14 protein-coding genes are annotated in these 19,472 nt (G+C 56.0%); 7 read left to right on the forward strand and 7 right to left on the reverse strand.

From position 1 onward, the window contains the following. Positions 1 to 226: 226 nt before the first annotated feature. From ACH3PB_RS14210 to ACH3PB_RS14225, 4 genes are all read left to right on the forward strand, one after another. Positions 227 to 1,672: a coniferyl aldehyde dehydrogenase gene (locus tag ACH3PB_RS14210; protein WP_416395915.1), complete on the forward strand. Its 1,446-nt coding sequence runs from the start codon at positions 227 to 229 to the stop codon at positions 1,670 to 1,672. A 90-nt stretch (positions 1,673 to 1,762) separates the two neighbouring features. After that, a complete protein-coding gene (gene coaD, locus ACH3PB_RS14215) occupies positions 1,763 to 2,245 on the forward strand; it encodes a pantetheine-phosphate adenylyltransferase (protein WP_416395917.1) in 483 nt (160 codons plus the stop codon). A 92-nt stretch (positions 2,246 to 2,337) separates the two neighbouring features. After that, positions 2,338 to 2,604: a YfhL family 4Fe-4S dicluster ferredoxin gene (locus tag ACH3PB_RS14220; RefSeq protein WP_416395919.1), complete on the forward strand. Its 267-nt coding sequence runs from the start codon at positions 2,338 to 2,340 to the stop codon at positions 2,602 to 2,604. A 128-nt stretch (positions 2,605 to 2,732) separates the two neighbouring features. Further along, on the forward strand, positions 2,733 to 3,302 hold the full coding sequence (locus ACH3PB_RS14225; protein WP_416395921.1) for a hypothetical protein: 570 nt from the start codon (positions 2,733 to 2,735) through the stop codon (positions 3,300 to 3,302). Positions 3,303 to 3,306: 4 nt separating this feature from the next. Here ACH3PB_RS14225 and ppk1 read toward each other — a convergent pair whose 3' ends face one another. Then, on the reverse strand, positions 3,307 to 5,490 hold the full coding sequence (gene ppk1 / locus ACH3PB_RS14230) for a polyphosphate kinase 1 (RefSeq protein WP_416395923.1): 2,184 nt from the start codon (positions 5,488 to 5,490) through the stop codon (positions 3,307 to 3,309). A 53-nt stretch (positions 5,491 to 5,543) separates the two neighbouring features. Continuing rightward, positions 5,544 to 6,554, reverse strand: coding sequence for a porphobilinogen synthase (hemB, locus tag ACH3PB_RS14235; protein ID WP_416395925.1), 1,011 nt, complete (start codon positions 6,552 to 6,554; stop codon positions 5,544 to 5,546). Between the two features lie 149 nt (positions 6,555 to 6,703). On the opposite strand from hemB, the gene ACH3PB_RS14240 reads away from it, so the two are divergent. Then, positions 6,704 to 8,869 carry an FAD-dependent oxidoreductase gene (locus ACH3PB_RS14240; protein WP_416395927.1) on the forward strand — a complete coding sequence of 722 codons (2,166 nt, stop codon included), beginning with the start codon at positions 6,704 to 6,706 and terminating at the stop codon, positions 8,867 to 8,869. A 58-nt stretch (positions 8,870 to 8,927) separates the two neighbouring features. Here ACH3PB_RS14240 and ACH3PB_RS14245 read toward each other — a convergent pair whose 3' ends face one another. From ACH3PB_RS14245 to ACH3PB_RS14255, 3 genes are all read right to left on the reverse strand, one after another. Next, positions 8,928 to 9,623: a DUF3592 domain-containing protein gene (locus tag ACH3PB_RS14245; protein WP_416395929.1), complete on the reverse strand. Its 696-nt coding sequence runs from the start codon at positions 9,621 to 9,623 to the stop codon at positions 8,928 to 8,930. 286 nt (positions 9,624 to 9,909) lie between these two features. After that, on the reverse strand, positions 9,910 to 10,164 hold the full coding sequence (locus ACH3PB_RS14250) for a hypothetical protein (protein WP_416395931.1): 255 nt from the start codon (positions 10,162 to 10,164) through the stop codon (positions 9,910 to 9,912). Between the two features lie 204 nt (positions 10,165 to 10,368). Next, positions 10,369 to 14,340, reverse strand: coding sequence for a DUF1631 family protein (locus ACH3PB_RS14255; RefSeq protein WP_416395933.1), 3,972 nt, complete (start codon positions 14,338 to 14,340; stop codon positions 10,369 to 10,371). Between the two features lie 128 nt (positions 14,341 to 14,468). Between ACH3PB_RS14255 and ACH3PB_RS14260 the strand changes: the two genes are divergently transcribed. Further along, entirely contained in the window at positions 14,469 to 15,032 is a 564-nt protein-coding gene (locus ACH3PB_RS14260; RefSeq protein WP_416395935.1) for a hypothetical protein, read from the forward strand. 186 nt (positions 15,033 to 15,218) lie between these two features. Then, complete coding sequence (panP, locus tag ACH3PB_RS14265; protein WP_416395937.1) at positions 15,219 to 16,886, forward strand: pyridoxal-dependent aspartate 1-decarboxylase PanP; 1,668 nt, start codon at positions 15,219 to 15,221, stop codon at positions 16,884 to 16,886. A gap of 58 nt (positions 16,887 to 16,944) precedes the next feature. Here the strand turns inward: panP and ACH3PB_RS14270 are convergent, their stop codons facing one another. Both ACH3PB_RS14270 and ACH3PB_RS14275 read right to left on the reverse strand, forming a co-directional pair. After that, entirely contained in the window at positions 16,945 to 17,958 is a 1,014-nt protein-coding gene (locus ACH3PB_RS14270; RefSeq protein ID WP_416395939.1) for an alpha-E domain-containing protein, read from the reverse strand. Then, positions 17,958 to 19,412 carry a circularly permuted type 2 ATP-grasp protein gene (locus tag ACH3PB_RS14275; RefSeq protein ID WP_416395941.1) on the reverse strand — a complete coding sequence of 485 codons (1,455 nt, stop codon included), beginning with the start codon at positions 19,410 to 19,412 and terminating at the stop codon, positions 17,958 to 17,960. The genes ACH3PB_RS14270 and ACH3PB_RS14275 overlap by 1 nt, the downstream gene beginning before the upstream one ends. Between the last annotated feature and the right edge of the window lie 60 nt (positions 19,413 to 19,472).

Here is a 19,472-nt window from a genome sequence, read left to right on the forward strand (position 1 = left end):
AGAAATAGGGATCGGAGATACAGTTCTCCAATCTGCCCCGGAGGTGCTTTCAAAACGCCGGGTGGTGGTGTATCGTCTCGCACTAGAGTATATACTCTAATCTATAGCTAGGTGAATGACTGCGGGATAATTCGACACAATCCTTCGGATGAAAAGCCCTCGGATGTAATCGCCTCTGATGACGCTCACCCAGCTCCGACAAGCCCCACCGGACGAGGAAAGATGCATGGTTGCCACAGTCATAGCGCTGCCTGAAAAGAATACCGATATCAAGCAGATGCACACCCGCTTCAAGGCGCAGAAAGATGCCTTCAACAACGCGGTCTTTCCAGAGTACCAGGTGCGGCGGGAGCGCCTGCTGAAGCTCAAGAGCGCACTGCTGCGCCAACAGGATGCCATTGTTGAAGCCATCAACCTGGATTTCGCTGGGCGTTCGGCGGACGAGACCCTGCTGGCCGACATCATGCCGTCGATCCAGGCCATCAACTATGCCCTGAAAAACCTCAAGGGCTGGATGAAACCCAAGAGTCGACGAGTCCACGCGCTGTTCATGCCCGCACGTAATCACCTCATGTACCAGCCGCTGGGCGTCATCGGCATCATCGTGCCGTGGAATTATCCCATCAACCTGGCCATCGGCCCGCTGACAGGCGCATTGGCAGCCGGTAATCGCGCGATGCTGAAGATGTCGGAGTTCACGCCGAGGACATCAGGACTGCTCCAGAAGATCATCGCAGAGACCTTCACGCCTGACCTGGTCACTGTGATTACCGGCGAGGCCGATATTGCAGCAGAGTTTTCCACTCTGCCTTTCGATCACCTGCTGTTTACCGGCTCTACGAATGTAGGCCGCCATGTCATGAAGGCGGCGGCCGAGAATCTCACCCCGGTCACGCTCGAGCTTGGCGGCAAGTCTCCTGCCATCATCTCTTCGGATGTGCCGATTGCAGATGCGGCGACACGACTCGTTTTTGGCAAGTCATTCAATGCCGGCCAGACCTGTATCGCGCCTGACTACGTGCTCTGCCCCGAAGAGCGTATTGCGCCCTTCGTCGAGGCTTTTTCTGCCGCTTTCGAGAAAATGTATCCGAGCATCAAGGACAACAGCGACTATACGTCGATCATCAATGATCGCCAGTATCGTCGGCTGCAGGATTATCTGAGCGATGCACAGGCGAAGGGTGCGACCTTGATACAGCTGAATCCGGCCAATGAAGTATTCGATCGGGGCACCCGCAAGCTGCCACTCACTCTGGTCCTGAACGCCACTGACAAGATGAAGCTGATGCAGGAGGAAATCTTTGGTCCAATTCTGCCAATCGTCGCGACCCAGGGACTCGACCAGGCACTCAGTTACGTTAAGGAACGCCCAAGACCACTGGCGCTGTACTTCTTTGGTTACAACAAGGCACAGCAGAAGAAGGTGCTCCAGCAGTCTCACTCCGGTGGCGTCTCGCTCAACGACACCTTGGTGCATTTTGCGCAGGACGATATGCCTTTCGGCGGCGTCGGCGATTCGGGCATGGGGCACTATCATGGGCATGAAGGCTTCCTGACCTTCTCCAACGTGAAGGGTGTCCATGCGAAGCAACGGCTGTACACCGGTAGCGTGATCTTCCCGCCCCACGGAACCGTTCTTCATCAGATCATCTACAAGGTTTTCAACCGCTAGCCCCGACCTGACGATCAACCGGCTTGCAAGCGCCCAGGGTTTCATCCAATCTTGGGCGCCTGCTTCAGCCTGGTGCGAAAGGAACAGCACATGAATAGAGTGGTTTATCCCGGTACGTTCGATCCAATCACCAATGGCCATGCCGATCTCATTGCCAGAGCCTCGCGCATGTTCGATGAAATCATCGTGGCTGTGGCGAGCAATGCGAGGAAGAATCCGCTATTCCCGCTCGAGAAACGCGTCCAGCTCATCCAGGAAGTCTGCGCGCCGCACAAGAACGTCACAGTAATCGGCTTTAGCACCCTGCTTGCAGAGTTTTGCAAGGCAGAAGGTGCCAACATTATATTACGCGGCCTTCGCGCGGTGTCTGACTTCGAATACGAATTTCAGCTGGCTGACATGAACAGAAAGCTGGCGCCAGGCGTCGACAGTCTTTTTCTTACCCCCGCGAATCATCTGTCGTATATTTCATCAACCCTCATCCGGGAAATTTCTGCGCTCGGTGGCGATGTATCCGAGTTCGTACCACCAGCCGTGTCCGCTGCGCTGATCGACCATTTTGCCAAAGACTGATTGATCACGCGTTAGACGATGGGGTTCACAGCGACGATCTGATATAATGCTGAGCTGCAATTCCGTCAAACCGTGCGAGGAAACTTTAGGCCATGTCGCTCATCATCACCGATGACTGCATCAACTGCGACGTCTGCGAACCCGAGTGTCCTAATGAGGCGATCTCTCAGGGCGATGAGATCTATGTTATCGATCCGTCGCGCTGTACCGAGTGCGTTGGGCACTTCGACGAACCGCAATGTCAGCAGGTCTGTCCTGTGGATTGTATTCCACTAGACCCCGATCGCGTCGAGTCCAAGGACGCCCTCATGAAGAAGTATCAGCAGCTGACTGCTGGTTCACAGACAGTGACCGGCTGAGAACACCCCACTCCACTATGACATCAGTGCCTTGCCAGAGGCACTTCGCTTTATTTCTACCGTTTTACTTCTAGACTTAAGGTATGCGCCAGTATTCGGCGTGTGCCAGGGCGTGAGAGGTCAAACCGATGGCAAAATCCAAACCGGAAGAAGAAGAAGCTGCTGCGCCAGAAGCAGAAGTCGCCGAGCCGCTTACCCCCGAGCAGCGTATGGCGGTGCTCGAGAAGAGTCTGGGCACCACGCGCATCATGCTGTTCGTAGTTGCCTTGCTGCTGATTGTGTCGCTGGCAGCGAGTGTGGCGATTCTGCTTCTGGGAACAGGCAACTCGCAAGAAGACACTGAGCTTGCTGCCACGGCCGACTCTGCACAGCCTATAGAACAACGACAACTGGCTGAAAAGGTCGAGGCCAATCTGACACGCTTCGACGAGCGGCTTTCAAAAATTGAAACGGTTGTCGAAAAGACCAATACCGGACGCTTCGCTGATATCCTGATTGAGCAGGAGAAGGACAAGCAGCAGTTCGTTCTGGCCGCCAAGGATGCCATCACCGATCTGGCCCGCATGGTGCCAGGGTCCAGAACGTGGCTCGAGCTGTACTCAGAGCAGATCGGCAACGCGGTGGAGCGCAGTAAGGCTCGCATGACCACCATCGGCGCGATCAAGGTCGAGTCTGCGGAAGCCAAGCCGGCACAGTGACTGGTCAGACAGTCAGCTGTCCTAGCAGGTATTCCTGTGCTGAGAACGCCGGTTCGCCTCTTACCGCTTTGACCTGTGAATAGCTACCGTCTTCAAGCAGCGTCCACGCGTAGGTGTTGTCGCGGAGATAGCTCTCCAGCTCTGCCCTCACCCTTTGAGCCAGAGCCGGCGCCTCGATAGGGAAGCAGGTTTCCACCCTGTTGACCAGGTTCCTGGTCATCCAGTCCGCACTCGAGCAATACACCTCGCCACCATCCGGCCCTGACGAACCATTCGCAAAGTAATAGGCTCTGGTATGTTCCAGGAAGCGACCGACGACTGAAACGACCCTGATATTCTCCGACAAGCCTTTCACGCCAGGCTTGAGACAGCAGATCCCTCGAATGATGAGGTCGATCTTCACACCGGCACAGGATGCCGCGTACAGTGCAGAAATGATCCGCGGCTCGGTGAGCGCGTTGAATTTGGCCAGAATATAACCATCGCCCTTGCCCTCAGAGACGATCTTTGCCTCACGAGCTATAAGCTCGACAAGCTTGGTATGTAAGGTAAAGGGCGCATGGAAGAGCTTACGTATTCGCAGTGCCTTGCCCATTCCAGTGAGCTGCAGAAAGATCCTGTGAACATCCTCTGAGAGCTGATCGTCACAGGACAGCAGGCTGTAGTCAGTGTAGAGCCTGGCATTACCGGCGTGGTAGTTACCGGTGCCCAGGTGGATGTATCGCTTGAGGCCCTTGTCTTCACGCCTGACGATCAGGATCATTTTAGCGTGGGTCTTGTAGCCGACGACGCCGTACACGACCACGACGCCCGCCTCCTGAAGCTTGCTTGCAAGTTCCAGATTTTCAGCCTCGTCGAAGCGCGCGCGCAGTTCGACGACCACAGTCACTTCCTTGCCGCGTCTGGCCGCGTCAACCAGTGCGGCTACGATCTCGGACTTGGCGCCTACCCGGTATAGCGTCTGCCGGATGGCCAGCACGTTAGGATCCTTCGCGGCCTGACGGAGCAAGTCGATAACTGGCGCGAAGCTCTGGAATGGGTGCAAGAGCAACACATCCTTGCGTGCGATCGACTCGAAGATGCTGTCCTGGTGTCTGATTTCGGCAGGCGTCGAAGGGTTGAAGTTTGGATACTGCAAATCGGGCCGGTTGACGAGCGAACTTACCGCCATGAGTCGGGTCAGGTTCACAGGACCTGCGACGCGATAACACTCCGTTTCTGCCAGGCCAAACTCCTGCAGCAGGAAGTTGACCAGTGGTTCCGGACAGTTATCCGCGACTTCCAGTCGTACCGCATCGCCGAAGCGACGAGACAGCAACTCGCCTCGCAAGGCCTGCGCCAAATCCTCCATATCGTCCTCTTCGAGCACGAGGTCGGCGTTTCTGGTTATCCGAAACTGGTAAAGCCCTTTCACCTCCATGCCAGGGAAGAGATCATCAGCGTGGGCATGAATGATGGAGGAGAGGAAGACCAGGCAGTCACCATTGCTGATCTCGGTTGGGAGCTTTACCAGTCGCGGCAATGAGCGCGGCGCCGGAACAATGGCCAATCCCGTCTCGCGCCCGAAGGCATCCTTGCCATCGAGTTCGACGATAAAGTTGAGGCTCTTGTTCACCAGACGTGGAAAGGGGTGGCTGGGATCGAGTCCGATTGGCGCAATGACCGGTGAGATCTCGCGTTCATAGTAGCTGGCAATCCAGTCCTGCTGCTCCGGGGTCCAGTCAGTGCGGCGAAGAAAGTTGATTCGTTCGTCGGCGAGTGCCGGAATGAGATCGTTGTTGAGCAGCTCATACTGCAGACTCACCAGCTCATGAATCTGCTCCTGCAAAGCCTGCAGCGTCTGGGCCGGTGACTTACCATCGGCACCGACCGTTTCCCGACCGTACTTGATCTGCTGCTTCAGGCCGGCAATCCGGATCTCGAAGAACTCATCCATGTTGCTGCTGTAGATACAGCAGAACAGGAGCCGGATCAGCAAGGGGTGGTTCTCGTTAATGACCTGGTGGAGCACTCTCGCGTTGAACTGGAGGTGGCTCAGCTCACGATTGAAGAAATTCTCAGGCTGATTGAAATCCGCGATTGCTGGCATGCTTTCATCGGCAAGCACAGTCTCCGGCGCATCGTCGAGATAGGCCAGTTTGTCACTTGGCGTAAGGCCTTCAGTACTGACCTGATCATCACTTTCCATCAACATTGTCCATATGATTGATTAACTGTTTACGCGCAGGCTCAAACTGGGTCCTACGCTTTCAGCCACTTCGCAACGTCGCGCGCGAAGTAGCTGAGAATGCCACTGCAGCCAGCGCGTTTGAAGCCCATCAGGGCCTCGAGCACACAGGCTTTTTCATCGAGCCAGCCGTTGGCCGCAGCAGCCTTGAGCATGGCGTATTCACCACTGACCTGATAGGCAAACAGCGGCACATTGAAGTTCTCGGCGGCGTCTCGGACAATGTCCAGATACGGCATGCCTGGCTTGACCATGATCATGTCGGCGCCTTCACTGATATCGAGCGCGATCTCCTCCAGCGCCTCACGCCGGTTGGCGGGATCCATCTGATAGCTATGCTTGCCGCCTTTACCAAGATTGGCAGCGCTACCGACCGCATCGCGGAACGGCCCGTAAAAACTCGATGCATACTTTGCAGAATAGGCCATGATCTGCACATTATGGTGGCCATCACTTTCGAGCGCATTACGAATCAGCCCGATTCTGCCATCCATCATGTCGGACGGCGCTACAATGTCGGCGCCGGCCTCGGCATGCGAGCGCGCCTGTTTCACCAATGCTTCGCAGGTCAGATCGTTGAGGATCTCGCCGTTTTCATTGATCAGGCCATCCTGGCCATGTGAGGTGTACGGGTCCAGCGCAATGTCACTAATCACACCGAGTTCGGGAAAGCGCTGTTTCACTGCACGAATCGTCCGCTGCATAAGGCCGTCGTCGTCCCAGGCAGCACGGGCATCAAGCGATTTCGCTTCGGCCGGCACGACAGGGAAGAGCGCAATTGCAGGAACACCATTCTCCACGATGCCTTCGAGCTCACTCAGCAAGGCCTCGATGCCAAGGCGTTCAACGCCAGGCATGGATGCAATGGCTTCACGCTCAGATGCGCCCCGTCCGCGGTCCGGCAGCACGAACACGGGATAGATCAGATCGGCAGCGGAAAGTGAGTTTTCTCTGACCATCATTCTTGAAAAAGACTTCATCCGGCTTCTTCGTAGCCGGGTCGTGGGGTATTTGCGCTGCTGCATTGCAATGATCCTGTGATGCTGAGTCTGTAGGCTTCTATAAGCTTCGTATCAGGTGTCGCGACACTAGTCTGCAGGTCATCGCCGTAACCTGCTAGTATCCTGCCGCTATGTTAACGCTTTATGACCCGTCATCGAAAAAGGATCAGGGGATGTCATCCAGTTCTTCCGTAAAGATCAGAAATATCGTGATTATCGCCGTGATCGCTGCACTCATCGGCAGCTTCTTCATCTTCGATCTCGGTCAGTACCTGACCCTGGACGCCTTGAGCGCACGGCAGGATGCGCTCATAGACTACTACCGCGACAATACGCTCGCCATGTTAGCGGGTTTTTTCGCGGTATATGTTGTCGTTACTGCCCTGTCGATTCCTGGTGCTGCCATTCTGACGCTGGCCGCTGGCGCTATTTTTGGCCTCTGGACCGGCCTGGTGCTGGTTTCCTTCGCGAGCAGCATCGGGGCGACGATCGCCTTCCTCATTTCGCGCCTGCTGCTCAAAGACTGGGTGCAGAAGAAATTCGGTCGGCGGCTGCAGACGATCAACAAGGGCGTGGAGAAAGACGGCGCCTTCTATCTGTTCAGCCTGCGACTCGTGCCAGCCTTCCCGTTCTTCGTCATCAATCTGGTCATGGGACTGACGCCGATTAAAACCCGCAAATTCTATTGGGTGAGTCAGCTTGGCATGTTGCCGGGCACCGCTGTCTATGTGAACGCCGGCACCCAACTGGCAAGTATCGAGTCGACTTCGGATATCCTCTCCCCTGCTCTGATCGGTTCATTCGTGCTACTGGCAATATTCCCATTTATCGCGCGATTCATCGTTGATTTCGTCAAGAACAGGAAGATGCTGAGCCAATACGACAAGCCGGGCAGCTTTGATTACAACGTTGTGGTCATCGGCGCTGGATCAGGCGGTCTGGTGGCTTCTTACATTGCCGCAGCGGTGAAGGCGAAGGTAGCCCTGATAGAGCGGCACAAAATGGGTGGGGACTGTCTGAACACTGGCTGTGTGCCGAGCAAGGCCCTCCTGCGTTCAGCCAAGATTGCCAGCTATATCCGGAAATCTGAAGACTACGGCATTTCAGCGCAAGCGCCTGAAGTGGATTTCGCGGCAGTGATGGACCGTATCCAGAGCAAGATTACCATGATCGAGCCACACGACTCGATCGAGCGCTATAGCCAGCTTGGCGTCGATTGCGTGACTGGCGATGCCCGTATCGTTGACCCCTACCGTGTTCAGGTGGGCAACCAGCTGCTGACCTGCAAGAACATCGTGGTAGCGACAGGAGGCCGCCCTTTCGTACCGCCCATCCCCGGGCTCGACTCTGCAACTTACTATACCTCCGATACGATCTGGGGATTGCGCAGAAAACCTGAACACCTGTTGATTGTTGGCGGTGGCCCCATTGGCTGCGAGCTCAGTCAGGCTTTTGTCAGACTCGGCATCAAGGTGACGCAGATCGATAGGGACCCAAGGCTGCTGCCTCGGGAAGATGATGATGCCGCAAAGCTGGTAATGGCTGCTCTGGAGGCGGATGGTGCGAGACTGATTCTGGGCGCCAATGCGAAATCGGTTCGTCAGGGCGGCTCTGCCTATGCCGACAGCCAAATCCTCACTTACGAACAGGGTGGTGAGGAACATGAGATCGAGTTTGATACGCTGCTGTTAGCGGTTGGGCGCGCCGCAAACTCCAGAGGTTTCGGCCTCGAGGAAATAGGCGTGCGGATTGAAGACAATGGTACGCTGGAGGTGAACGAGTATCTGCAGACCAGTGTCCCGAACATCTATGCCTGTGGCGATGTCGCTGGCCCCTACCAGTTCACCCATGTCGCTTCGCATCAGGCCTGGTATGCCTCAGTAAACGCGCTGTTCGGGTTTGCGAAGCGCTTCAAGGCTGATTATCGGGTCATACCCTGGGCGACCTTCACTGACCCCGAAGTCGCTCGCGTGGGCCTGAGCGAAAATGAGGCGAAGGCGCAGGGTATCGAGTATGAGGTCACGCGCTATGGCATTGACGATCTGGATCGTGCGATTGCCGACGGGGAGGATCACGGCTTCGTGAAGGTGCTGACCGAACCAGGCAAGGACACCATTCTGGGCGTTACCATCGTTGGCTACCATGCCGCGGATCTCATCACCGAGTATATCGCTGCGATGAAACACAAGATCGGGCTGAACAAGATACTTGGTACCATCCATATCTACCCGACGATGTCAGAGGCAAACAAGATGGCTGCGGGTCAGTGGAAACGGGCCCATGCTCCGGAGAAGCTACTGGCCTGGGTCGAGAAGCTCCATACCTGGCGTCGACACTAAGCCAGTACTGCTCCGGCCGCTTCAGGTGCCGGACCAGTACCTGAAGCGCGCTGCCAGTTTAGAGATTGACGCCAAAGGACATGATGAAGAGGCCGCAACCGGCAATGAAGAAGCTGCAGCCGAGCAACTGACTCATGAAAATGCGGCGCTTCTGTCTGGCGTTGGTGAACATGGCGCGCCAATGCGAGACATTGGTGGGCTCCTGAAGAAAGAGGCAGGTCATGTTCGACTTCCTCACGCTTTCAAGCCCCCCGATCGCCGCTTCATCCTGCTGCTTCATATAGATGGCGATGATGAACAGGCTCAGCGCCACAACAAACGATGCGAAGGTCACTTCGAGCATGCTGCCCGTCTTCTGCACAATCGCGTTGGTACTCATGACCGCTACAAGCAGGATGCTGGCGAAGCCGCAGAGGAATAACGCGATGCGACCCAGACGGGTCCGGTTCCTGCGGGAACGACTGAACGACACCATAAGCTGTTCGCCAACCTGCAACTGTCCCATGCTGACGAGATCGAGCGACGTGAAACGGACTGGTTCGCCATTGTAACGATACTCAATGACGGGGAAAAAACTGAAGGAACGATACTCTCCATCGTATGTGAGCATCCATCGCTCTACACCGGCCTCCATGGAGACTACCCTGGCCCTGCTACGATACATGCAATGCAGGAACCGGGTGAATTCTGAAAACAGGAACCAGCCGGATGTCACCAGAGCCAGACCCATCAACAACAGAAGAAAATCGATCAAATAAGACGCCTCACTGCAAAATCAGGGAATTAGCGGGCCGAATTATTGCATAGCGAATTGATCCATCAAAGATCTTGTTCATATTCGCGCTTCCGATTGCCTGCAAGCCCGCCTGGATAACAGCATTCTAGTGTGACCCGAATCACAAACTTATGCAAAAGTAACGAAATCATGAGCGGCACGGTGATCCAGTCAGCACTTGTGCGCAAAAAAAAGCCACCGATCAGGAGTCGAATACTGATCGGTGGCTGAGGCTTGAACTGGAGGGCCTGAACGCCCATACCGATCAGATCGGTGAAGTACCATAGTTCAGGTCCGGCTTCTTTGGCGGATCTGAACGCACGTTATCGTCAACCTGCGTCACTCGGCCACCGGCCTTGAGAAACGCTTCGATATCTGCACTGAGCTGCGCGCGCGCTCTGACTTTCGCCATAACGGATGCTGCAACGGCTTCACTGCTGCTTTCTTCATGATCGGCCGAATCAGCCGTGTAACCGACAACGTCGCTTTCGTCGTCATCCATCATTTTATCGTCGTTCATCTCGCACCTGCCTTACATGTTCTTCAAGAGGATTACGGCTGGCCTTGCCGTATGCGATATTTATAGAACATCCCGAGACTGAGACCAGCAGTATTTTCATACAATTTTGTTGTGCGAACGTAAGCGGATGTTGCGGGTACGAGGCGGGGGTTATCGGCATGTAATGGGAGGCGCGCTCTGTATTGCTGGCGCGGCATTTATTCCTTAACTGTTACCAGAATCCAGCGGCTTGGGTGCTGAGATAGCGTAACCCTGAACCCATTCAACTCCGATGTTTTTCAGCGCATCTATGGTGGCTTTGTCTTCCACGCACTCCGCAATAACCTCCATCCCGAGGAAGCGGCCGAGTTCCGAGATCGACTTTACCATCGCATAGTTCACCATATTATGGGTGATGTCGGTTACGAAGGTGCCATCGATCTTCAGGTAATCCACTGGCAGGTTCTGCAGATAGTTGTATGAGGAGAAACCTGTGCCGAAATCGTCCAGGGCGAAACGGCAGCCCAGCCTCTTCAACCGCAGCATGAAATCCGCAGTGTAGTGCGTGTTGGCCACGGCCGCCGTCTCAGTGATTTCAAAGACGATCTTGGTGCAGATGTTCCGGTAGTGGTCCAGCCGCTGCTCAAGGAAATCGAGGAAGGCATCATCATTCAAGGAGTGGGCAGACAGATTGATGTGATATCCGGACGAAGATTCGAGCGCTGCCGGATTTCTTTCCATGAACTGCAGCGCCTGCTCGACGACCCAGCGATCGATCAGCGATGACTTCTTGAAACGTTCACCCGCTTCGATGAGTGGCCCAGGCGAAATTGGTTGACCCTGTTCATCGCGCACGCCCAGCAGAAGCTCATAAAGAGGCTTGGCCCTGGCGTTGTTGCCTATACCCGCGATCTTCTGCCCCCGTAGCCAGAAGCTGTTGGAAGCGATGGCATTGTCTATTTTATAGACCCAGCCCATAACCGTGCGTTGGTGGATCTGCCCCACGTCACTTTCCTGAAACAGGTGCACACGGCTGCCACCTGCTGCCTTGGCCGTCTTGCAGGCCAGCGCAGCGTTCTGTAGCACGCTGGCGGAGTCGCCACTGCCGCGTCCCAAAGGCAATAGGCCAATGCTGGCGCCGATGTGGAAACTGGCCGCCTCTTTGGCCCCGCCAAAACTTCGCGCAGCCAGGGCTGCGAGTATCTCGTTGGCTGCGCGGTCACCTTCTGCAACCGAGCAAGGGTCGATCAGGACTGCAAATTCGTCGCTGCCCAGGCGCCCCATAAGGAAGCGCTCCGTACCAGGCCCCTCGACGCTCGCCCGAGTGTCTGAAACCGCAGCGTCGACAATGTTCGGAATGGCTTTCAGAACTGCGTCACCCACCTCGAGACCGAAGTTATCATTCAATAGCGAAAAAGCATCGATGTTGAAGAAGATGATAACAGCCTCACGACCTGTCGTTCTTTTCAACTGCAACAATTTCTGGTCGAGCTGTTTGGCGAATTCGGTACGGGTCATGCAGCCGGTGAGCGGGTCGTGCACAGCCTCAACAACGTTGCGCTGGTACAGGTCTTCAATGACCTTGAACAGGCTCTGGTCCGAGAATGGCCGACCGGCTTCCCGCAGTAGAGTGAGCTCACCCGTGTGCAACATATTCAGCAGTGCAGTTCGGCTGAACTGCTTCTCAGCCATACCCCGGGGGGAGAGGAAAATGAAGGTACTGCGCTTGCGATCCATCCAGATAAGCTTGAGCTTTTGTGCGCCGCAGCCGGAGACCGTATATGACACCCACTGCCCGATCTCGAGTGCCTCGATCCGCTCGAGCCAGCGTTTCGGCAAGGCCGTCGGCGCCGGGTTGGCCGCGCCGAGTTGGCCGACCGAGCCGGAGGCGGCAGGCTTGTCTGACATGCCTGGTGTATCCGAGCGTTGCAGGGGTTCCTGGCTCACCAGGCGATACTGCTGCATGTGCAGCAGCTCGCTGCGTCCGCCGTGAAAGATGCGCTCGTGCAGTTCGTCGATAACGCCCTTGCCTTGATGCTGCAGGCCGAAATCTTCGAAGGCATGTTCTATGGACTCGACAAGACTACGGCCCTCCAGCTCCATTTCGAACAGTGCCGGTTTGTCGTCGGGTAATGCCGAAAGCCATAGCTGCAGCTGAGCCACGATCTCGAGCTTCTTGGCGACTTCCGCACTGGCAGGACCATGCCTGAGATAGCAGAGAATGATGATCTGCTCAAGACCAGCCGCCAGGATGTTCAGCACCAGTACGGGCACCTTGCGACCCTGCAGCAGCGAACTGAGCTGATGCTGCACCCATTCACGCGCGAGCTGCATCTTTTCCCGACCTTCGTGTAGCTTCGCCACACGGTCGACGGTGCGTTCGAAGGCGCGGGCCTGACGGATTACCAGCTGACTCAAGCGCTGGTTGATCGCCTCGAGATCGACTTGTCTGTCATGTCCGCTGGTCTCTAGCCGGCCTACAATATCTTCAAGCAGGTCCGGAAGCGTATCCCCGGCAGTCCGATCATTGATCGCAAGTGACATGAAGTTGTTCATGATCTTGCGCAGGGGGTGCCGCGAGTCCTCGAAAAAAGTTACGTCCTGCAGCACCATCTTCAGCATCGGCAGCTTGAGGCGCGCCATCAGCGGCCTCAGGCGCTCGGGCACCTGTTCGAGCGTATCGATCGCCTGGAACAACTTCTCGACCAGCCGCGCCCTTGTGTGCAGCAGGGTGTGTTGCCGAGGCGTCAGCCCTTCTTGCGGCAAAGACTCCAGCACTCCGGTGAGTACGCTGTCGTAATCCTCCAGCTCTTGCCCGAGCCGCTGATCGTGCTGCTCCAGATAGCGCTGACAGCTGTCGATATCTTCCTGTGTGATTTCGTTTCTGGCTTGCTCGGCTGAGCGACCTACCAAGGCGAGCGGAGGCACGCCTGAGCTACCTGTTCGACCATCAGCGAGGCTCTGCGACAGGGAGAGCATCTCGAACAATGCGCCTGCCGAGTTATTGCCAAGGGTCTGGCGCGGATTCTCGATGACGATATCATCGTCAAAGGTGAACGGCTTCAGTGCAGCCTGGGGATAGCTGTCGTAGTCCTCCTCCTGCTGAAGCGCCCCGGCATCACTGACGCTCGGCACGGAACGGTCATTAGCCTGCCTTGGCCACTGGGTCCTGATCTGTTCCGGTGCAAGCGCAAGATAGCCCTGCCGCTTGAGATAGCTGTCCAGTACCGGCAACTCTTCTCGCAGTAATGCTGACAGAGCATCCTGATATGAACTGAACATGAAACTGCGCGCGTCGAGCACGATCTCCTGACGCTGGATGACGTCCCGCATCAGATGCCCAACCATGGCAGGTCCAAATGGATTGTTTTCGGCAGTCAGCGCCGCATCGAGCATGGCCGAGAGCCGCTGCTGAACGGTGTAGAGATAACGGTTATGCGAACCGGCTACCGCAGCGGCAATCAACTGGAACTCGAGCCAATTCTCGAACTCATCCTTTTCGAGCAATCGCAAGTCGGACAAGGCAGCGGACGGCTTGTCGGCAGCATTAACTTTGGTCGTCGATTGACTGCCCAGGCTACTCAGGTTTTCTTCAAAGCTGTTCTGCAGCCCTTCGGTGAGCATCATCTTGTGCTTGAGCAACTGTCGATAAGTCGCCTCTATGCGTTGTGCCAGCGCATCGTGAACGCCACGCAGAATGAGCTTCTGCTTGTGCTCGAAGCATTGCACCAGAAAATTATCGATGAGCGTGGCGAAAAACTGGCGACCGAACTGCAGCAGCCAGAGACGGTCTGCTGCAGATTGCGGATGCTGATGACTTCGGGACTGGCCAGGCAGGCCGCGGTGCGCAATCGGCTCGTCATCGCCAGCTCTTGAAGAGGCCAGGAGCAGATAGTCTACCAGCCGCTCCTGTGCCTCGAGGAATTGCACACCCAGAGTGCTATCGGCCACCCGTCGCTGCTGCCCCATGAGCCGTATCATATTGTCGTCTTCATCGAAGAGACAGATTTCGACCAGAGAAGCAGGATCTTCTCCCAGTGCGCCGAGCACGGTGCGATCGCGGATATTACCTAACAGGCAGCCGCCGATGCATGTGTTGAGCATCCGGGCGCTGGCAGGGGCCAGCCCGGGCAAAACGAGAAGCACATCACGAGAGATCGTGTGGCGATGGTGCGCGCGCTGATCTGTGCGGGCCATGGTAAGTCCGGATAGATTGGTGTCAGACCAGCTGCGACAGGCCGAAACTCCGCTTGCTGGTTTCTGGATTTAATTGTAGCTGCTCTGTAAGATCCTGCTCTCGCGTATTGCCCCCAAGGAGTCGGATCGTGCTCTTCCGCTCAAAAGATCATGCAAGCACCTTTGCCAGGCTGCCCACCGGTCTCTTCGTATTCTGTGCCTTCGCACTCGGCATGTTCATCGCCACCCTCATTCACACGCAAAGTCCCGGTGGCCAATCCGCACCACCTGCGTTTGCGACCGAGACCATGCCAGACCCGGACCTTGCCCTGTTCGAGCTCAAAGGCACGATCTACACGCCGGCAACACTGCCACCGCTGGCACGCAAGATGTTCCAGGACGCCTGGCAGTCAGCCTTGAAGAAATATCAGCAAGGCCTCATGCAGTCAGCACAGATTGCAGTGGAAGCGCGACGCGAGGAGTTCAGGGAAATTTTTGCCAGTATCGGTGCCGCTGAAATCACAGATGATGATGTGGATCGCTTCTACAGCAGTAATGCCGAGCAGATGAGTATGCCGCTCGAGGATATCCGCGCCGAGTTGAAACGAGCGCTGGAGGCCAGTCGTCGGGCTGAGACATCGAAAGCATTGATAAAATCCCTGGTGCAGTCTGGACAGCTGACGTTCGCAGGCCAGCTCACTGGCGGACCATGATACCGATCATGCTTTGACGACTGCCGCAGGGCTGCCTCTCAACCCGACCCTTTTTCTGAGACCGACTTCCGCTATACTAGTAGCGGCTACCGGCAGTGAGCCGGCAGGCAAATTGAAGATGCATGCACTGAGCGACAGGTCACCTGTCGCCGCTGTAGAAACGTAAGGCGTAACATCAGGTAGTCTATGCCCAAGCAGGATTTCATTGAAATGGCTACGGAAAAAACAGCCAGTGCCAGCATCGAGAGCATGTATCGGGTGTTTACCGTCGCCGAAGAGCCCGATTCGACGCTGGGGCGAATAGATCAGCAGATCTCGCACAATCTCGCAGGCTTCCTGCAGGATCATATTGTGGCGGTCGAGAAGGATCTGGATGAAGTTGAAAAAGACTTCAGCAGCTCTGAAATTCCCGAACAACCGATTTTCGTATCCGAGCAGACGCAGCACCTACTCGACAAACTGGTCGCACATTCTGTGCACACAGCCTCGCCCAGCTTCATCGGCCACATGACGTCAGCGCTGCCCTATTTCATGCTGCCGCTCTCGCGCATCATGATCGCCCTGAATCAGAATCTGGTGAAGACCGAGACTTCAAAGGCGTTCACGCCGCTGGAGCGACAGGTGCTTGGCATGCTCCACCGGCTGGTCTACGGCGCTAGTGACGAATTCTACGCCAGCAATCTGCACGACCATTCTATTGCCCTTGGCAGTATGTGCTCTGGCGGAACGATCGCGAACCTGACGGCATTATGGGTTGCACGGAATCAATGTTTTCCGGCAGACGGTGATTTCAAGGGTGTTCGCAAGTCCGGACTGGCTCGTGCATTGAAGCACTACGGCTATGACGACTGCGCCATTCTCGTATCCAAGCGGGGTCATTATAGTCTGAGCAAGTCCGCAGATCTGCTCGGCCTTGGTAGCGATCAGGTCATTGCCATCGAAACGGACGACAGCAACCGGATCCGTCCGGATCGGCTCATTGCCCGTTGTGAAGCGCTCAAAGCCGCAGGCACCAGAGTTATCGCAATAGTGGGTGTCGCTGGCACGACTGAAACCGGCAACGTCGACGATCTGACCGCGGTAGCTGCGATTGCAAAACGCTTTGGCATCCATTTCCATGTTGATGCGGCCTGGGGTGGACCTACCCTTTTTTCATCGACCCACAAGCATCTGCTGAAGGGCATTGAACTCGCAGACTCGGTCACGCTGGATGCGCACAAGCAACTCTACGTGCCGATGGGCTCAGGTCTGGTGCTGTTCAAGGATCCCCTGACACCAAACGCCATTGAGCATCACGCGCAGTACATCATTCGAAAAGGTTCGCGAGACCTGGGCAGCAAGACACTGGAAGGGTCGCGTCCGGGCATGGCCCTGCTCATCCAGTCTGCACTTAAAATCATCGGCCGCACCGGTTACGAAATCCTGATCGATGAGGGCATCGCGAAAGCGCGGTTCTTTGCTGATGAGATCAAGAAGACGTCGTTGTTCGAACTCATCTCGGAGCCCGAGCTCAATCTGTTGACCTATCGTTTCGCGCCTGAATCGATCAGACGACAGATGGCCGCCTGCTCGCCACAGCAGCGACGGGATATCAACGAGTTGCTGAGCAAGATCACCAAGCGAATCCAGAAGACCCAGCGCAACCGTGGCAAGGCCTTCGTGTCACGAACGCGGCTAAACCCGCCTCAGTACGACTATCAGGACTGCATTGTGTTCCGGGTAGTGCTGGCGAACCCGCTGACTACAAAGGACATTCTACGGAGTGTTCTTGAAGAGCAGGCCGGCATCGCTGCCGAACCTGAAGTCCGTGAGCTGGTGGAGCAGATCGAGTCCATACTGAAAAAAGCAGCCTGACCTTGATGTGACAGGCCGGGCTACCAGCGACCGGGTCGCTGGGATCCGGCCCTCAACATTAAACCGCTGCCTGAGTTTGCGTCTGCGTCTGCTTCGCTTCCTGAATCTGGCCGAAATAGGCGTAACCAAGCTCTTCATGTAACTGGCTGAAGCCAACCTGCAGCTGGTCCACGAAGTGCTGGAGCTCGGTCTGTTTCAATTTAGAGAAGTTGGCGTGGTCAAGTTGTCGCTTCAGCCGGTTGATTACAAGTAAGGCACGCTCGCCATTCTCTAGAATTTCGAGCGTGGCTTCGATTTCCAGAATACAGCGGGTAATCGACCGCGGGAATACCGTCGACTGCATCAGGAATCGCAGCACTTCCTGCCGTTGGATGCGCACCTGCATTTCCAGCCTGTACATCTGATAGCCAGTGAGCGATTTGAGCACGCTCATCCACTGCAGACTGTCGTAGGTTCGTCGCTTCACCGCCTCCAGCAACGCGGGCGATTCCTCGTCCATCTCGTGATCATTCGGCAAGAGATTCGCCGAGCGAGTATCGATGATACGGCTCGTCATATCGGCACGCTCGATCAGGCGACCCATTTCCAGAAACATGTAGCCCGCATCGCGATTCATTGTGCCGGCCAAAATGCCTGAGATGGTCTGGCACTGTTCGATCACATCCGACAGGAACTGATATCGGCTGCGCTTGCCAAGAGCCTGCGACGAGCCATCCCGAGCGAATATGAAAAGACTGTTGATGGCTTCCCACACTTCACGCGGCATGACATCACGCACAGTCCGCGCATTTTCACGCGCATTCACGATGGAGGTGACCAGAGAAACCGGCGACTTTTCATCGGTGATAAGGATCTTCAGCGCCTGCCGCCCATCGCGATCGGTTTCGTCAGCATCCTGCGGATAGAACTCATCGGCTCCGGTGATCGAGACCAGCTGCCCCCACTTCGGCGAGATGCCCTTGGGCAGGTCAAGCAGCAGGTTGGAGTTCACGTTGATGAGCCTGGCCACACCTTCAGCTCGTTCGAGGTAGCGTGCCATCCAGTAAATATTGCTTGCGACTCTCGATAACATCAGATGCTCTCCTCATCAATGATCCAGGTATCCTTGCTACCACCGCCCTGCGACGAATTGACCACCAGGGAACCCTTGGTGAGGGCCACCCGGGTCAGGCCGCCAGTCGTGACGTGGATCTGATCCGCCGACAATATGAAGGGCCGCATGTCCACATGCCGTGGTTCCGGCTTGCCATCGAAGAGTGTCGGAATGGTGCTGAGGCTCAGTGTAGGCTGGGCCACGAAGTTCCTCGGATCAGCCTTGATCAGCTTGGCAAAGGCGTCACGCTCCTTCTTCGTGGACTGAGGGCCAACCAGCAAGCCGTAGCCACCGGATTCGTTGGCCGGCTTGACGACGAGCTTCTCAAGGTTCTCAAGCACGTACTTGCAATCGTCGTCTCGCATGCACAGATAGGTTGGCACGTTCGGCAGAATGGGTTCTTCGGAAAGGTAATACTTGATCATGGCGGGCACAAAGGCATACACAACCTTGTCATCAGCAACACCAGCACCGGGGGCGTTTGCCAGCGCGACATTGCCTGCCAGCCAGGCCCTCATGAGTCCGGGAACACCCAGCATGGAGGTCTTGTCGAAGACTTCGGGGTCGAGAAAGAGGTCGTCTACCCGTCGGTAAATGACGTCCACCCGCTCCAGTCCTTCGATCGTCTTCATGTAGACACAGTCGTCGTCATCGACCAGCAGGTCACTGCCCTGAACAAGTTCACAGCCCATTTGCTGTGCAAGGTAGGAGTGTTCGAAATAGGCCGAGTTGTAGATGCCCGGCGTCATCACCACGACCTGCGGGTAAGCGGCGGGACGCGGGGAAAGTGCAGCGAGCGTGTCGAACAGCTGCGACGGGTAATCGTCGACGGGGAGTATGGAGTATTCGCTGAAGAGATCGGCGAAGACGCGTTTCATCACCTGTCGGTTTTCCAGCATGTACGACACACCGGAAGGCACCCGGAGATTATCCTCGAGCACATAGATGTTGCCGTCGGAGTGTCTGACCAGATCCGAGCCGCAGATGTGCGCCCAAACGCCATGGGCCGGACTCATGCCCACACACTGCTTTCTGAAATTCTTCGATTTGAGAAGAATATCCTTGGGGAAGACCTTGTCCTTGATGATGCGCTGATCGTGATAAACGTCATCGATGAACATGTTCAGCGCCTTGGCACGCTGTTTCAAGCCCTTGTCGACCACCGTCCATTCCCGACTGCCCATGATTCTGGGCAGGATGTCGAAGGGCCACTGTCGGTCGATTGAGCCACCTTCGGCGTCATAGACAGTGAAACTGACACCCATCTCCTTGATGGCCAGCTCCGCGGTCTGCTTCAACCGGATCAGATCCTCAGGGTCCATGTTGGCAAGTTGTCTGGCGAGCGGCTCGGCAATCGTGCGGGGCTTGCCTTTCGCATCGATAAGCTCGTCGTACAAATCAGGGTAAGTGTACTTCTTCCAGTCTATGCCCATAGCGTTTAGCTTCCTTAAACCGCTCAATTAGTGAGGTCTTTTGTTCGCAATCCGGAATTC

Origin of the sequence: Allohahella sp. A8 (assembly GCF_047946665.1) — a bacterium.
Classification (GTDB): Bacteria; Pseudomonadota; Gammaproteobacteria; order Pseudomonadales; family Oleiphilaceae; genus Allohahella.

Excerpts from the sequence above, each read along its gene's own strand:
- ACH3PB_RS14225 (WP_416395921.1), top strand. The coding sequence starts at position 2,733 with ATGGCAAAATCCAAACCGGAAGAAGAAGAAGCTGCTGCGCCAGAAGCA.
- panP (WP_416395937.1), top strand. The coding sequence starts at position 15,219 with ATGCCCAAGCAGGATTTCATTGAAATGGCTACGGAAAAAACAGCCAGT.
- ppk1 (WP_416395923.1), bottom strand. The coding sequence starts at position 5,490 with ATGGAAAGTGATGATCAGGTCAGTACTGAAGGCCTTACGCCAAGTGAC.
- ACH3PB_RS14275 (WP_416395941.1), bottom strand. The coding sequence starts at position 19,412 with ATGGGCATAGACTGGAAGAAGTACACTTACCCTGATTTGTACGACGAG.
- ACH3PB_RS14270 (WP_416395939.1), bottom strand. The coding sequence starts at position 17,958 with ATGTTATCGAGAGTCGCAAGCAATATTTACTGGATGGCACGCTACCTC.
- ACH3PB_RS14250 (WP_416395931.1), bottom strand. The coding sequence starts at position 10,164 with ATGAACGACGATAAAATGATGGATGACGACGAAAGCGACGTTGTCGGT.
- coaD (WP_416395917.1), top strand. The coding sequence starts at position 1,763 with ATGAATAGAGTGGTTTATCCCGGTACGTTCGATCCAATCACCAATGGC.
- hemB (WP_416395925.1), bottom strand. The coding sequence starts at position 6,554 with ATGCAGCAGCGCAAATACCCCACGACCCGGCTACGAAGAAGCCGGATG.
- ACH3PB_RS14255 (WP_416395933.1), bottom strand. The coding sequence starts at position 14,340 with ATGGCCCGCACAGATCAGCGCGCGCACCATCGCCACACGATCTCTCGT.
- ACH3PB_RS14240 (WP_416395927.1), top strand. The coding sequence starts at position 6,704 with ATGTCATCCAGTTCTTCCGTAAAGATCAGAAATATCGTGATTATCGCC.
- ACH3PB_RS14210 (WP_416395915.1), top strand. The coding sequence starts at position 227 with ATGGTTGCCACAGTCATAGCGCTGCCTGAAAAGAATACCGATATCAAG.
- ACH3PB_RS14220 (WP_416395919.1), top strand. The coding sequence starts at position 2,338 with ATGTCGCTCATCATCACCGATGACTGCATCAACTGCGACGTCTGCGAA.